Genomic DNA, 13316 nt, shown 5'->3' on the forward strand with positions numbered 1-13316 from the left:
CGGAGGCGTCATGTCGAACCGTCCCAAGCCGCGGCGCATCGGGCACGTGGTGCTGAACGTACGCGATCTGCGCAAATCGGTCGAGTTCTACACCAAGATGGTGGGTCTGGAGGTGTCGGACTACATCGAGGACCAGATGGCCTTTCTGCGCTGCAGCGCCGATCACCACGATCTGGCGCTGGCGCAGATACCGCCGGGCCATCCGCTGCACGAGCATACGTATCGGCCCGGCCGTCCCGGCCTCGAGCACTTTTCGTATCAACTGGGGTCTCTCGAGGAAATCGAGGCCGCGGCGAAATACCTGCAGGAGCACGAGGTGCCCATCGTCAGAGGCGTGGGAAAGCACGGGCCGGGCGAAAACCTGTTCCTCGTGTTCGAGGACCCCGACGGCAATTATTGCGAGTTCTACGCGGAAATGGTGCAGGTCACGCCCGAGCAGCCCCACACCCCGCGCGTATGGCCCAACGATATACATGCCTTCGATCAATGGGAGTTCAGGCGGTTCGTCGTGCCGCCTCCGGAGTGGGGGCCGGCAAAGACCGATTGACGGCCTTGCGAAGTCGCGCGTACAGCGCACGGCGCCGGGCGGGGCCCGTCGCCACCATAACAATAATCTCAGGAGACTTTCATGCAACGATCGCCGAGGCGGCGGACTCGCTGGCGCGCTTATGTCGACCCCTTGATGGTGTTCGTCGTATTCGCCGTCTTGTGGGAGCTTGCCGTCGATCTGTTCAACATCAAGCCTTACTTGCTGCCCACTTTGTCCAGCGTGCTGAAAAGCATGTGGGACAACAAGGCCAATCTTCTGCTGCAGTCCTGGATCACTACCCGGGAAGTCCTGGCCGGTTTCGTGTGCGCCGTGGCGGCCGGGGTGGTCCTTGGCGCCATCATCCACTCGTGGTCCTTCGTCAGGCGCACGATCTATCCCTTCATCGTCGTCTTCCAGGGCATACCCAAGATCGCGCTCGCGCCGCTCATGATCATCTGGTTCGGATATGGAGACATCTCGAAGATACTGATGGCGTTCCTGTTTGCCTTCTTTCCGGTCGTCATTGCGACGATGGGGGGCCTGGCCGCCACCCCTTTCAACCTGATCGAACACTTTCGGGCCATACGCGCGCCGGGCTGGGTGATGTTCAGGCGCCTGTATGTCCCTTCCGCCCTGCCTTCCATCATGGACGGCTGCAAGCAAGCCATGCCGCTGGCCGTGATCGGCGCCATCGTGGGCGAGTTCGTCGGCTCGGAGCACGGCCTGGGGCATCTCATCCTGAACACGACGGCCAATGCCCGCACCGATTATCTTTTTGCGGCGCTGATCACGGTCTCGGCTTTGGCCGCTCTGCTTTATCTGGTCATCGAGCTGATCGCCAAGCGGGTATGGTGGCGCGGGCTTTGACGGCCCGACCGCCGAGATTTCATTACGCATACAACTCATTCGCTCAAGGAGGCGACATCATGGCAAAGCTGCGACACATCGCACTGGCTGTTTCCGATCCCGAGAAGGCAGCGCAGTTCTACAGCAAGGTCTTCGACATGGAAATTGTCGAACCAACGTATTCGCCCATTGCCGACGGCGTATATCTTTCCGATGGGATAGTGTGCCTTGCGCTGCTCAAGTACAAAACCGACGAAGCCGCAGGCCTGGAGCGCGGCAAAGACTGGGTGGGCACGCACCATTTCGGCTTCTGGGTCGACGACGTCGACGAGCAGAGGCAGGTTATCGAGGCCAATGGTGGAACCTTTTTTCTCGATCTCCCGCACGACAAGAGCAGTCTCTATTACGAGATGAAGTTCCGCGACCCCGACGGCATCATCTTCGACATCTCGGAAGGCGGCTGGGTGGGCGCCAAGAAATAAGGAAGGCATCTGTGAAAGTCGATCATGCAGACCCGAGCGCACAGGCTGCCATCCATGTTGACAAGGTGGGAAAGACCTTTGACAGCCACGTCAGGGTCCAGGCCTTGCAAGAGGTCAGTTTCACGGTGCCGCGGGGCGAGTTCGTGTCCATTCTCGGCCCGAGCGGCTGCGGGAAGAGCACGCTGTTGCGGGTCGTGTCGGGCCTTCTGGACCCGGACGAGGGCGGAGAGGTGCGCATCTTCGGGCACCGCCAGTCCCATCTTGACATGTCGGACGACGTCGGAGTCGTGTTCCAGACCCACAACATGCTGCCGTGGGACACCGTGGAAGCCAACATACGGCTCGCCGCCGAGGTGCGCAATCTGCCCAGAAAAGAACTGGACGCGCGCGTCGACGCGCTGCTTCCGGTGCTCAAGCTGGAAAAGTTCCGCCACAGCTACCCGCATCAGCTCTCGGGCGGAATGCGGCAGCGGGCGGCGCTGGGCCAGATCCTGGCCACACGGCCCAAGGTGCTGCTGCTCGATGAGCCTTTCGGCGCGCTGGACGCGTTGACTCGCGACCAACTGAACGTCGAACTGCTGCGCCTATGGCAGGAGATGCGCCAGACGGTGCTGCTGATCACGCACAGCATTGCAGAGGCGGTATTCCTGTCGGACCGGATACTGGTCATGTCCGAACACCCCGGGCACATCATCGAGGACATCAGGATAGATCTGCCGCGGCCAAGAGACCCCCGGGCCAGCAAGGAATCAGTCGAGTTCGGGCGCTATGTCGCCCGGCTGGGACAGATCATGGGAGTCGATTGAAGGGCTTCCCTTTCAACACAACGGAGACAAGATGGACATATCGAAATTTCACGGCGTCGTGCCGGCCATGGCAACGCCTTTCAAAAGCAATCATGAACTCGATGCGGACAGAATCCCGGAACTGATCGAGGGCTATATTGCAGCGGGCGTGCACGGCATCTCGGTGGCCGGCAGCCAGGGCGAATTCTTCTCCCTCGACATGGAAGAGCATTTGCTGCTGCTCGAAAAAACCATTGAGGCCACGGACGGACGGGTGCCGGTATACGCGGGAACCGGAGGGGTGACGACTCGGCGGGCGATCGAGCTGACCAGGGCGGCCGAATCCATGGGAGCGGACCTGGCATTGATCATCACGCCGTATTTCGTGCAGCCCAGCCAGGAGGAACTGATCGAGCATTACACGTCGGTGGCCAGGGCGACCCGTCTTCCGGTGATGCTGTACAACAATCCGCCCCGTACCAGTGTGAACGTTCTGCCGAGGACTCTGGCGCGCTGCATGAGTGCCGCTGAGAACATCGCAGGCATCAAGGATTCGGCCGGCGACCTTACTCAGTCCATCGAGTTCCAGCTTCTGGCTCCGAGGCCGGCGCTGCTGTTCTCCGGTCGCGACACCATTGCACTGGCCATGATGCGCCACGGCGCCCAAGGAACCATCTCGCCCGCGGCCAATGTGTTTCCCGAATTGATGGTGGCCATGTACGAAGCTTGCCGATCGGGCGACCACGACGCGGCGCTGCGCATCTCGAATATTTTTGCTCCGCTGCGGGCCGCCTGGGCACTGGGATCTTTTCCCGTGGTCATCAAGGAGGCCATGGCGCTGGCCGGCCGCGGCGCCGGTCCCGCTCGCCCGCCCATCATGCCGTTGACCGAACAGGCGCGCGCCGAGGTCGAGGCCGTGGTGAGCCGGATCGCGATGCTGGCATCGAAGGAGCACACGGGTGCGCACGCACAGGCGGATTGAGGGGGCAGGCAGTGAGGCGCTTTACAACGCGCGCGCCGCTACGCCCGACTATCTCCGCATATTCGAACGCTGGGCGCGCGATTCGGCAACGTATCGCGCGCAATGCGGGCAGCGCGGCAATTGCCGGCTCGACATTCCATACGGGCCGCATGCCATGGAGAGGCTCGACCTCTTCCTGCCGCAGGGAACCGCCGCGGCCACGCTCATGTACGTCCATGGCGGCTACTGGAGCTCGCTGGATAAATCCGATGCGTCATGGATCGCTCCCGCGTTCGTCGAGGCCGGCTACGCCGTCGCTGCGGTCAACTATGCGCTTCACCCGCAAGCTTCGATCGGTACGATGGCGAACCAGGTAAGGGCTGCTGCGGCGTGGCTGTATCGGCACCGCGCCGGCTGGCAAGGCGAGCGCGGGCGCCTGTACGCCTGCGGCCATTCCGCAGGCGGCCATCTGGCCACGCTGCTGCTGGCGACGGACTGGTCGCATTTCGATCCTGATCTTGCCACGGCGCAGCCGGTGACCGCCGTCATCAGCGTCAGCGGGCTGTACGACCTCGCCCCCTTGCTGGATGTGCCTTCGGTGACCGCTGTAAGCGGGATGGCGCGCGATGCCGCGGCGGAAACAAGCCCGGCCTTACTCAGCCCTCATCCACGCTCGCGGCTTCTGACGGCCATTGGAAGCGATGAGAATCAGGGCTTTCATCAGCAGGCGGCGATAGTCGCCGAGCGCTGGGCCGGCGTTCATGCGGGACAAGTCGTTTGTCCCCGGCGCAATCACTTCACCATACTGGACGAGTTGGCCCACCGCAACGGGCTGATCTTCAATGCCGCGCTCGATGTTTTGACCGAACCCTGAACAGCATGATTCCCGACTCGATACTGGATACATTGTTTCGCACTGCGCGCACCCACAATGCCTGGACGGACGAACCCGTTTCGGACGGGCAGCTGCATCGCTTGTACGAGCTGGCGAAATGGGGGCCCACTTCCGCCAACTGTGCGCCCATGCGCGTTCTGTTCCTGCGTTCTCCGGACGCCAAAGCCAGACTGAAGCCTTATCTGTCCAGCGGCAATGTCGAAAAAAGCATGGCCGCTCCCGTGACGGCCATCATCGGCTACGACACCGAGTTCCACCGCCACCTGCCCAGATTGTTCGCTCATAGTCCCGCCATGCATGCGTTGTTCTCCGATCCACGGAACAGCGCGCGGACCGAGCGAGCCGCATTTCAGAACTCGAGCCTGCAGGGCGGCTATTTCATCCTTGCCGCCCGCTGTATCGGGCTCGACTGCGGGCCGATGTCCGGGTTCGACGCGCCGGGCGTCGACCGCGAGTTCTGGGCCGGCACAGCGGTCAGGACCAATTTTCTGTGCAATCTCGGCCACGGCGACCCCGCTGGACTGTTCCCGCGCTTGCCGCGGCTGGATTTCGACGAGGCCTGCCGTATCCTGTAGGCAGCGAGACGGGCCTCTTCACCCGGCTTCGAGCGCCTCGCCCGCCTGGCCGCGCTGTCGATATCGCTGCGCCAGCACGGCGCATACCATGAGCTGGATCTGATGAAAAACCATGAGCGGGAGCAGGGCGGGGCCGACGGCGCCGGCCGAGAACAGCACTTGCGCCATGGGCACCCCGGTGGCCATGCTCTTCTTCGAACCGCAGAAGACGATGGTGATTTCGTCCTGGGTATTGAAGCCCAGTTTTCGCGAGGTCCAGGTGGTGATGAACAGCACGAGCGCGAGCAGGGCGCAGCACACGAGGGTAAGCGCGAGCAGCGCCGGGGGAGGCACGGCGCGCCACAAGCCGCCGATGACCGAGGCGCTGAAGGCGGTATAGACGACCAGCAGAATGGAGCTCTGGTCCACATTGCGCAGCCAGTGCTGGTTGCGGTCTATCCATCGTCCGATCCAGGGCCTGGCCAGGTGGCCGGCCAGAAAGGGCAGCAGCAATTGCACGCTGATGTGCAGGATGGCGTCCAGGGTCGAAGACGCGCCCGGGCTCGAACCCAGCATCCACTTCAGCAGGAGCGGAGTAAGCACGATGCCGATGATGCTCGAGGCCGAGGCGCTGCATACCGCCGCGGGGACGTTGCCGCGCGCCAGCGAGGTGAAGGCGATGGCCGATTGCACCGTTCCGGGCAGGCAGCACAGATACATCACGCCGACATACAGCGCCGCGCCCAGCGCCGGTTCCAGCGCCGGCTTCAGAAGCAGCGCCAGCAGCGGAAACATCACGAAGGTGAAGGCGAAGACCAGCAGGTGCAGCCGCCAATGCGTGGCGCCGGCGATGATGGCCTGGCGCGACAGTTTCGCGCCGTGCAGGAAAAAGAGCAGGGCGATGGCCAGGTCGGTGATCCAGCCGAATATCACGGCGCCGGCGCCATGCGCCGGCGCGAGCGTCGCGGCGACCACCACGGCGATCAATAAAAGGGTGAAGTTGTCGAAAAGCAGGCGGAGTCGGTTCATGGACGCACCTTACCTTAGCCCGGAACTTCCCGCTAACGCTAATGAGCGGCATAATGTAGGTAAAAGGACATGTGAGGCTTGAAGGGCGTTGCGTACGCCAAGCGGAAGCGATATGGAGCATTCCATCGAGGACACCGACCTGGCCGGCCTGAACCGGCTTCCGCGCCCGCTTTATGGGCATGCGGAGTCGCTGTCCAATCGGGTCATCGGCTATCGCCACATCCATCCATGGATACAGGTTTCGTATGCCGTGCGCGGCGTGCTCGAGGTGGCTACGGAAAAAGGGCGCTTCGTCGCCTTGCCGCATCGCGCCATCTGGGTTCCCGCCGGGGTCCCTCACCAGGTCTATGCCTCGCGGGAGACACAGATACGCAGTCTTTATGTCGACCCGCAGGCGGTGTCCCGGAGCAGCGACGCGTGCTTTGTGTTGGAAGTCAGTGATCTGTTGCGGGAGTTGATCCGCGAGTTCAGCGCGCTGCCCGAAGACTATGCGCTCGAAGGCCCGGAAGGACGGCTTGCCGCCGTGCTGCTGGACCGCTTGGCCGCGGCGCCCGCCACTACGCTGTCCTTGCCCTGGCCTTCCGAGCCGCGTGTACTGGCGATCTGCCAGGCCTTGCAGGCGCGGCCCGGCGCCGACGATGCGCTGGACGATTGGGCCCGCAGCCTGTCTGTGTCGCGCAAGACGCTCAGCCGCCTGTTCGTGCACGAGACGGGGCTCGGATATCGCCAGTGGCGGCAGCGGCTGCGGCTGATGCACTCATTGCCCCTGCTCGAGCGGGGGCAGTCCGTCACCGACGTGGCTTTCGATTGCGGCTATGGTAGCGTTTCGGCTTACATTGCAGCGTTCAAAGCGCAGTTCGGGCGTACGCCCGGCGAATTCTTTCCCATGGCGCAGGGCGCCGGTAAAAGGACCTCACGATAATGGCGACACGTCTGTCAAAAATCACCACACGCACGGGCGACCAAGGCACGACGGGCCTTGGCGATGGCAGCCGCGCCCCCAAAGATGCCCCGCGCATCGCCGCCCTGGGCGACGTCGATGAATTGAACAGCATGCTGGGCCTGCTGCGCGCCGAGGCCGTGCCCGCCGGCATCGACGCCCTCTTGGCGCGCGTACAGAACGATCTGTTCGATCTGGGAGCCGAGCTTTGCATCCCGGGCCACGTGGCCGTCCTGGACGAGCATGTGCTGTTTCTCGACGAAGCGGTGGCGCGGCACAACGCGGAACTGGGTGCGTTGCGGGAATTCATTCTGCCCGGCGGCACGCGCGCGGCGGCCCTCGCGCATGTGGCCCGCACTGTGTGCCGGCGGGCCGAACGTTCGGTCGTTGCGATGGAAGCGGCGGAAGCCGGCGTCGCGAATGAGCCGCTCAAGCAATATCTCAACCGCCTGTCCGACCTTTGTTTCATCCTGGCCAGGGCGCTGAACCGCGCCGCCGGCCGGCCCGACGTCCTGTGGAGCCGCACCAAGCACGAGCGGCAGGCAGATTAGGCGCCGAGGGTACATTTTTTGCTGCGATCATTGCTCAAAACACGTCCGTAAGGCTTTCTTCGGAAATGTTCTGAAACCCTTTAAAGGCAAGGAGAGCAGCATGCGCAACGATTATCAGAGAAGTCGGCAGCCAGGCTTTGACCGCGACGACGACTACGGGCGTCAGTCCTCGTTTGGCCAGGGACAAGGCGGTGGTCACGACTACGGCCAACGTGGCAGCTATGGCCGACCAATGGGGGCCCGGGAAAGAGGCGGCTTTGGCGGCGAAGAACAGTTCGGCCGAAGCCGGGAGTATGGCGAATCCGGCGACTACGACCGCAGCGAAGGCGGCGATTACGGCCAATTCGGCTACCCCGGCCAGGAAGGCGGCTATGGCCGGCAAATGAGGTCTCGCGAAAGAGGCCAGTTTGGCGGCGAAGAACAATTCGGCCGGGGCCGCGGGCAGGGCGGCTACGGAGATTACGACCGCAATGCAGGCGGCAACTATAGCGGCTACCCCGGCCAAGGCGGCGGGTACGACCGCCAACGCCAAGGTTACGATCGGGACGATGATTTCGGTTCTGTTGGCGTAGGCCAGCCCAACTGGCGCAATGTCAGGACTCCGGGTCTTCAGGGCACGCAGCAAGAGCGCCGCTATGGAATGCAAAGAAGCATGCCGAAAGACTACAAACGTTCCGACGAGCGCATACGTGAAGACGTTTGCGAACACCTCAGCCGCAGCGGATACGATGTCAGTGAGGTTTCCGTGGAGGTGTCCGACGGCAAGGTTACCCTGCAGGGCACTGTCAACGACCGCTACGCCAAACACGCAATAGAGGATTGCGCTGACGACTGCATCGGCGTGCAGGACGTGGACAATCGTATACGCGTACAGCGGGACACTTTCGCAGGCGGCGGCCAACCGGCTTCACGCGGCAATCAAGCGGACGCATCCTCGGGCGGCGTCCAGGGCGCATCTGGCGGACAGCGATCTTCGACATAAAGCAGAACCTCTGCCGAGTGCCTGATGGGCCGCCGCATCATCCCGGCTGCGCTTACATTCCGCTCGGCCATGTTTCCGGCGGTTGTTCGGGCACGTCGGGCGGAAAATGCAGTGCGTCGAGCGCGCGGCTCGCATCCGTAAAGATGAAGGCGTCGTAGCGCCGGGTTACGACGGTGGGCACATAATTGCCCCAGCGTTCGGCGCGCGGATCGTAGACGACGCCGATCGCGCGGTGATCGATCACGGCATCCAGGCCTGCGAGGCCGGCGTCGCGGGGGTTGTCGAAGATCAGCATGAGCGCTCCGGGCAAGGTCTCGTCGCCGGCTTCTCCGGGCGCATCGAGGACTTTGTGCAGCAGGTCTTCGAGACTGCCTTCGCGAGCGGGCGGCACCTGCATGCGCTCCATCGGTGCACCCCATTCGCGGCCGGCCATGACGGTGCCGCGGTGGGTTCCGAAGCCCAGCAAGAAAGTCTGCTCGGGCCCCGGGTGGTCCTCGCGCACCAATTGGCCAAGGTTGAACATGCCGGCCTGCGCCATGTCGGTATAGCGTGCGTCGCCCACATGTGTATTGTGTTCCCAAATGACGGCTCGAGCCTGCTCACCGTGATGGGCCATGAGGCGCTCCAGCGTCTCCATCATGTGGCGGTCGCGGACATTCCAGGAATCGGGCCCGCCCCTGACCATGGCGCGGTAGTATTCCTCGGCCCCTCGCGCGATCAAGGCATTCTGCTCGGCGTTGTACCAGGCCTCGCGGCCGTCGTCCTTGTACTCGGCTACGCGCGCGCGCAGCTTGCGCAACACATCGACGACTTCTTTTTCACAGCTTCGGGGAGCCATCAGCGTCGCTCTGGCATAAGCATGGGCGTTGCCGCCATAGGGCTCGAAACATTTGTAGGCTTCGCGCGCATCGCGGGCCAGCTGCGGGTCCAGCGCTTCCAGGTAGTCGACGACCGCTTCCATCGATTCCCACAGCGAGTAGACGTCCAGCCCATAGAAGCCCACCCGTTCCTCCTCCGGCAAGGTCTCGTTATGCCTTCGCAGCCACTCCGCCAGCTCGGCGATTTCGCGATTGGCCCACATCCAGGTCGGCCAGCGCTCGAAGGCGTGCAAGACCTCTTCGGCGCTATCGCCTGAATCGGGATAGCCCTTGACGTAACGATTCACCCGATAGCAGTCCGGCCAGTCTCCCTCGACCGCTATGAAGGCGCAGCGCTTTTCCTGGATGAGGCGTTTGGTCAACGCACAGCGCCAGGTGTAGAACTCGTGCGTGCCGTGCGATGCTTCTCCCAGCATCACATAGCGGGCCTCGCCGATGGCGTCGAGCAAAGGCGCCAGGTCGCCCGCGCCATGAAGGGGAAGGGCGGCCCGGCGTAGATTAAGGGCAGGGTCTTGCATGTCGGTGTCCCATGGGTTGAACGCTGTAGAAGAGGGCCTTGCGCAGCGGTCTGCGAGGCGCGGGCCGCGCTCTCGTGGCAACAGTCCCACTACCGGCCGGCGAGTATCGCGCTGACTTCTTCGTCGCTGGTTTGCGGGAAGGACGCATACCACTTCCCCACTGCTTGAAACGACTGGGGAGCAAGCAGGCAGACAATGTCATCCGCCTGCGCACGGAGGGTTTCGCGGGCCTCTGCGGAAGAAACCGGCACAGCAACCACCACCGCTGCCGCATCCGAACGGCGCACGGCCGCCACGGCCGCCTGCATCGTCGAGCCGGTGGCAAGACCGTCGTCCACCAGGATGACGGTCCTGCCGGCCAGATCAAGGGGAGGGCGGCCGGCGCGATAGCGCTGTTGCCGGCGTTCGAGCTCTTTCTGCTCCGCATTCCGGACCATGTCGACGGCCTGGCGCGTCACGCCCATATGGTCGACTACCCTGTCGTCCAGAATCGTGATGCCGCCGGACGCGATGGCGCCCATGGCGTATTCCTTGTGGCCGGGCAACCCCAGCTTGCGCACGATAAGGACGTCCAGCGGCGCATCCAGGGCCTTGGCCACATGCCGGGCAACGGGAACGCCGCCACGCGGCAAGCCCAGGACGATGACGTCTTCGCGCTCCCGATAGTGTGCGGGCATGGCGGCGCCCAATTGCCGCCCGGCGTCTTCGCGGTCGCTGAATATAGGAGACATGTCGCACAAGCTCCGATCTATTCGGAAATCGATCAGCAGCAAACCGGATGCCTGCGAGCCGGGCCATCAGGCCACGCCAGAGCGGCACGCGTCGGCCTCACGGCGCGGCATGGCGCATCGGCGTTTTACCCAGCTTCAGAAGCATTTATGCAAGACGATCGCCGAAGCATTTCGGAAACGGCCATCGGCTGAAGGCTCCATAAATGACGCATAATGTATATTATGTAAAGTTAAGTTTGGGGTGTATCGGCCCCTTCCTTCAGCCCGCCGCTTTGAGGCTTCTCTTGCATGGTCGTCGGCATGAGTCATGCGGGATCCTGCAGCCGCTTTTCGATGGCTCTTGTCACGCCTGACGAGTAACCATGGCTCAACTGATACAAGACCGGCAGCACCAGCAATGTCAGAAAGGTAGACGACATAATGCCGCCGATCACCACTGTGGCCAGTGGACGTTGCACCTCTGCGCCGGTTCCGGTATTTAGCGCCATGGGCACAAAGCCCAATGAGGCCACCAGCCCTGTCATCAATACCGGCCTGAGACGAGTCAGCGCGCCCTCGCGGATCGCCGCGTCCAGCGGCAGGCCCTTGTCTCTCAGGTCACGGATGAATGAAAGCATCACCAAACCATTCAGCACGGCCACCCCCGACAGAGCGATGAAGCCCACCACTGCGGAAATGGACAAGGGAATGCCTCGCAGCCAAAGCGCGACGATGCCGCCGGTAAGCGCAAAAGGAATGCCGGTAAATACCAAAAGGCCGTCTTTGATGTTGTCGAACATCATGAACAGCAGGATGAACACGAGCAACAGGGCGACCGGCACCACGATTTGCAGCCGCGATGTGGCCGACTGAAGCTGCTCGAACGTTCCGCCCCACTCCACCCAGTATCCGGCCGGAACTTGTACCTGGCTCTGGATGCGTTCTTGCGCCTGAGCGACGAAGGAGCCTATGTCGCGTCCCAGAACGTTGGACGTGACGACTACCCGGCGTTTGCCGTTTTCCCGGCTGAACTGATTCGGACCGGCGGTCGTTTCCAGCGATGCGATCGAGCCGAGTGAAATCTGATTGACGGCGCCGCCCGAGTCGGCCGGCAGCGCAATCGGCAATAGTTTGATGGCGTCCACATCGCTGCGCAAGGCTTCCGGCAAACGCACCACCATCGCAAAGCGCCGATCGCCTTGAAACAGCGTGCCCGCCTCGCGTCCGCCAACGGCCACGGCTACGGCGTCCTGCACCTCTTGAAGCGACAGCCCGTAGCGGGCCGCCTGAGAACGGTCTATGGAAACAGTGAGTACGGGCAGTCCCGTCGTCTGTTCGACATTGACACCCGAGGCGCCCGGCATTTGTTCTATTACCCGGGAAATCTGCGCCGCCGTCATGCTGAGCACTTCCATGTCGTCGCCGAAAATCTTGATGGCGACATCCGAACGCACGCCTGAAATCAATTCGTTGAAACGCAGTTCTATCGGTTGGGAGAACTCGTAAGCGCTGCCGGGCAGCCGCGCGGCTGAGGCCTGCACCTGGCGTATGAGCTCATCGCGCGGCAAACTGGGATCGGGCCACTGGCTCCGAGGCTTGAGCATGACGTAGGCATCGGAGATATTGGGCGGCATGGCGTCGGAAGCCACCTCGGCCGTGCCCGTGCGGGCGAATATGCGCTCTATTTGAGGAAACTCCTTGATCAGCTTGCGCTCCAGTTGCCGCTGCATTTCCACCGACTGAGTCAGGCTGGTGGCCGGCACGCGCAACGCCTGAATGGCGAAGTCTCCTTCGTTCAGGCTGGGAATGAACTCGGTTCCCATGCGTGCGCCGATGAGACCGGAAAGCATGACCGCGACGAGCGCAAAGGCCAGCACGGCGGGCTTGTTGGCCAACGCCATATCCAGGGCGGGACGATAGGCCCGCTTGGCGGCGCGGATGAAAATGCTCTCCCCCTCCGCGATGCGCTTCCCGATGAACAAGGCAACCGCCGCGGGCACGAAGGTGACGGAGAGAATCATCGCTCCCAGCAGCGCGGCCACCACGGTGAAGGCCATGGGAGTGAACATCTTGCCTTCCACCCCCGTCAGGGTAAAGACGGGCAAGTACACGATCATGATGATGAGCTGCCCGAATATCAGCGGCCGCCGCACCTCTTTCGATGCGGCGAACACTTCATGCAGGCGTTCTGGAAGCGTCAGCGGCCGGCCGAGCCGGGTTTGCGCATGGGCCAGGCGTCTTATGCAATTTTCGACGATCACCACCGCGCCATCGACGATGATGCCGAAATCGAGGGCTCCGAGGCTCATCAGATTCGCGCTGACATTGCCGGAAACCATGCCGGTGAAGGTAAACAGCATGGCCAATGGAATGACGAGCGCCGTAAGCACCGCCGCGCGGATATTGCCCAGAAACAGGAACAGCACCACGATGACGAGAATCGCGCCTTCGAACAGGTTCTTCTGGACGGTGGCTATCGCCTTGTCGACGAGCACCGTGCGATCGTATACAGTCACCGCGCTTACCCCTTCGGGCAGCGTGCGGTTGATGTCCTGCATTTTCTTGTCGACCGCGTGGGAGACGGCCCGGCTGTTTTCTCCCATAAGCATGAATGCCGTGCCCAGCACGACCTCGCGGCCGTTCTCGGTTGCTGCGC

At 62.8% G+C, this 13316-nt stretch carries 14 protein-coding genes; 10 read left to right on the plus strand and 4 right to left on the minus strand.

Features of this window, described 5'->3' with window-relative positions; all coding sequences use genetic code 11:
• Positions 1-10: 10 nt before the first annotated feature.
• From CSC67_RS20760 to CSC67_RS20790, 7 genes are all read left to right on the plus strand, one after another.
• A complete protein-coding gene (locus CSC67_RS20760; protein WP_118996380.1) occupies positions 11-547 on the plus strand; it encodes a VOC family protein in 537 nt (178 codons plus the stop codon).
• A gap of 81 nt (positions 548-628) precedes the next feature.
• Complete coding sequence (locus CSC67_RS20765) at positions 629-1396, plus strand: ABC transporter permease (RefSeq protein ID WP_118996381.1); 768 nt, start codon at positions 629-631, stop codon at positions 1394-1396.
• 59 nt (positions 1397-1455) lie between these two features.
• Entirely contained in the window at positions 1456-1857 is a 402-nt protein-coding gene (locus CSC67_RS20770) for a VOC family protein (protein ID WP_167752986.1), read from the plus strand.
• 11 nt (positions 1858-1868) lie between these two features.
• On the plus strand, positions 1869-2663 hold the full coding sequence (locus tag CSC67_RS20775) for an ABC transporter ATP-binding protein (RefSeq protein ID WP_245220319.1): 795 nt from the start codon (positions 1869-1871) through the stop codon (positions 2661-2663).
• A 31-nt stretch (positions 2664-2694) separates the two neighbouring features.
• Positions 2695-3624 (plus strand): 4-hydroxy-tetrahydrodipicolinate synthase, encoded by a 930-nt coding sequence (gene dapA, locus CSC67_RS20780; RefSeq protein WP_167752987.1) that lies wholly within the window; start codon positions 2695-2697, stop codon positions 3622-3624.
• Entirely contained in the window at positions 3602-4477 is an 876-nt protein-coding gene (locus CSC67_RS20785; RefSeq protein ID WP_118996384.1) for an alpha/beta hydrolase, read from the plus strand. Before dapA ends, CSC67_RS20785 begins: the two co-directional genes overlap by 23 nt.
• A 5-nt stretch (positions 4478-4482) precedes the next feature.
• The gene (locus CSC67_RS20790) at positions 4483-5073 is read left to right on the plus strand and encodes a malonic semialdehyde reductase (RefSeq protein WP_118996385.1); all 591 of its coding nucleotides are present in this window, start codon (positions 4483-4485) and stop codon (positions 5071-5073) included.
• A gap of 18 nt (positions 5074-5091) precedes the next feature.
• Here the strand turns inward: CSC67_RS20790 and CSC67_RS20795 are convergent, their stop codons facing one another.
• Positions 5092-6081 (minus strand): bile acid:sodium symporter family protein, encoded by a 990-nt coding sequence (locus CSC67_RS20795; RefSeq protein ID WP_118996386.1) that lies wholly within the window; start codon positions 6079-6081, stop codon positions 5092-5094.
• 112 nt (positions 6082-6193) lie between these two features.
• On the opposite strand from CSC67_RS20795, the gene CSC67_RS20800 reads away from it, so the two are divergent.
• The 3 genes from CSC67_RS20800 to CSC67_RS21480 all read left to right on the plus strand — a co-directional run bounded on the left by CSC67_RS20800 (position 6194) and on the right by CSC67_RS21480 (position 8554).
• Positions 6194-7003 carry an AraC family transcriptional regulator gene (locus tag CSC67_RS20800; RefSeq protein WP_118996387.1) on the plus strand — a complete coding sequence of 270 codons (810 nt, stop codon included), beginning with the start codon at positions 6194-6196 and terminating at the stop codon, positions 7001-7003.
• Positions 7003-7572: a cob(I)yrinic acid a,c-diamide adenosyltransferase gene (locus tag CSC67_RS20805; protein ID WP_118996388.1), complete on the plus strand. Its 570-nt coding sequence runs from the start codon at positions 7003-7005 to the stop codon at positions 7570-7572. Before CSC67_RS20800 ends, CSC67_RS20805 begins: the two co-directional genes overlap by 1 nt.
• 100 nt (positions 7573-7672) lie before the next feature.
• Positions 7673-8554, plus strand: coding sequence for a BON domain-containing protein (locus tag CSC67_RS21480; protein WP_209304361.1), 882 nt, complete (start codon positions 7673-7675; stop codon positions 8552-8554).
• A gap of 52 nt (positions 8555-8606) precedes the next feature.
• Here the strand turns inward: CSC67_RS21480 and CSC67_RS20815 are convergent, their stop codons facing one another.
• The 3 genes from CSC67_RS20815 to CSC67_RS20825 form a co-directional block, all read right to left on the minus strand.
• Entirely contained in the window at positions 8607-9950 is a 1344-nt protein-coding gene (locus CSC67_RS20815; RefSeq protein WP_118996389.1) for an erythromycin esterase family protein, read from the minus strand.
• 89 nt (positions 9951-10039) lie between these two features.
• On the minus strand, positions 10040-10681 hold the full coding sequence (locus tag CSC67_RS20820; RefSeq protein WP_118996393.1) for a phosphoribosyltransferase: 642 nt from the start codon (positions 10679-10681) through the stop codon (positions 10040-10042).
• Between the two features lie 305 nt (positions 10682-10986).
• Positions 10987-13316 (minus strand): efflux RND transporter permease subunit (locus CSC67_RS20825; RefSeq protein ID WP_118996394.1); only part of this gene is annotated, 2330 nt, incomplete at its 5' end.

Origin of the sequence: Pusillimonas caeni, from assembly GCF_003545815.1 — a bacterium.
Classification (GTDB): Bacteria; Pseudomonadota; Gammaproteobacteria; order Burkholderiales; family Burkholderiaceae_B; genus Pusillimonas; species Pusillimonas caeni.

Bases quoted from the DNA above. Each gene is read 5' to 3' on its own strand.
- CSC67_RS20760 (WP_118996380.1), top strand. From the start codon at position 11: ATGTCGAACCGTCCCAAGCCGCGGCGCATCGGGCACGTGGTGCTGAAC.
- CSC67_RS20765 (WP_118996381.1), top strand. From the start codon at position 629: ATGCAACGATCGCCGAGGCGGCGGACTCGCTGGCGCGCTTATGTCGAC.
- CSC67_RS20770 (WP_167752986.1), top strand. From the start codon at position 1,456: ATGGCAAAGCTGCGACACATCGCACTGGCTGTTTCCGATCCCGAGAAG.
- dapA (WP_167752987.1), top strand. From the start codon at position 2,695: ATGGACATATCGAAATTTCACGGCGTCGTGCCGGCCATGGCAACGCCT.
- CSC67_RS20790 (WP_118996385.1), top strand. From the start codon at position 4,483: ATGATTCCCGACTCGATACTGGATACATTGTTTCGCACTGCGCGCACC.
- CSC67_RS20795 (WP_118996386.1), bottom strand. From the start codon at position 6,081: ATGAACCGACTCCGCCTGCTTTTCGACAACTTCACCCTTTTATTGATC.
- CSC67_RS20800 (WP_118996387.1), top strand. From the start codon at position 6,194: ATGGAGCATTCCATCGAGGACACCGACCTGGCCGGCCTGAACCGGCTT.
- CSC67_RS20805 (WP_118996388.1), top strand. From the start codon at position 7,003: ATGGCGACACGTCTGTCAAAAATCACCACACGCACGGGCGACCAAGGC.
- CSC67_RS21480 (WP_209304361.1), top strand. From the start codon at position 7,673: ATGCGCAACGATTATCAGAGAAGTCGGCAGCCAGGCTTTGACCGCGAC.
- CSC67_RS20815 (WP_118996389.1), bottom strand. From the start codon at position 9,950: ATGCAAGACCCTGCCCTTAATCTACGCCGGGCCGCCCTTCCCCTTCAT.
- CSC67_RS20820 (WP_118996393.1), bottom strand. From the start codon at position 10,681: ATGTCTCCTATATTCAGCGACCGCGAAGACGCCGGGCGGCAATTGGGC.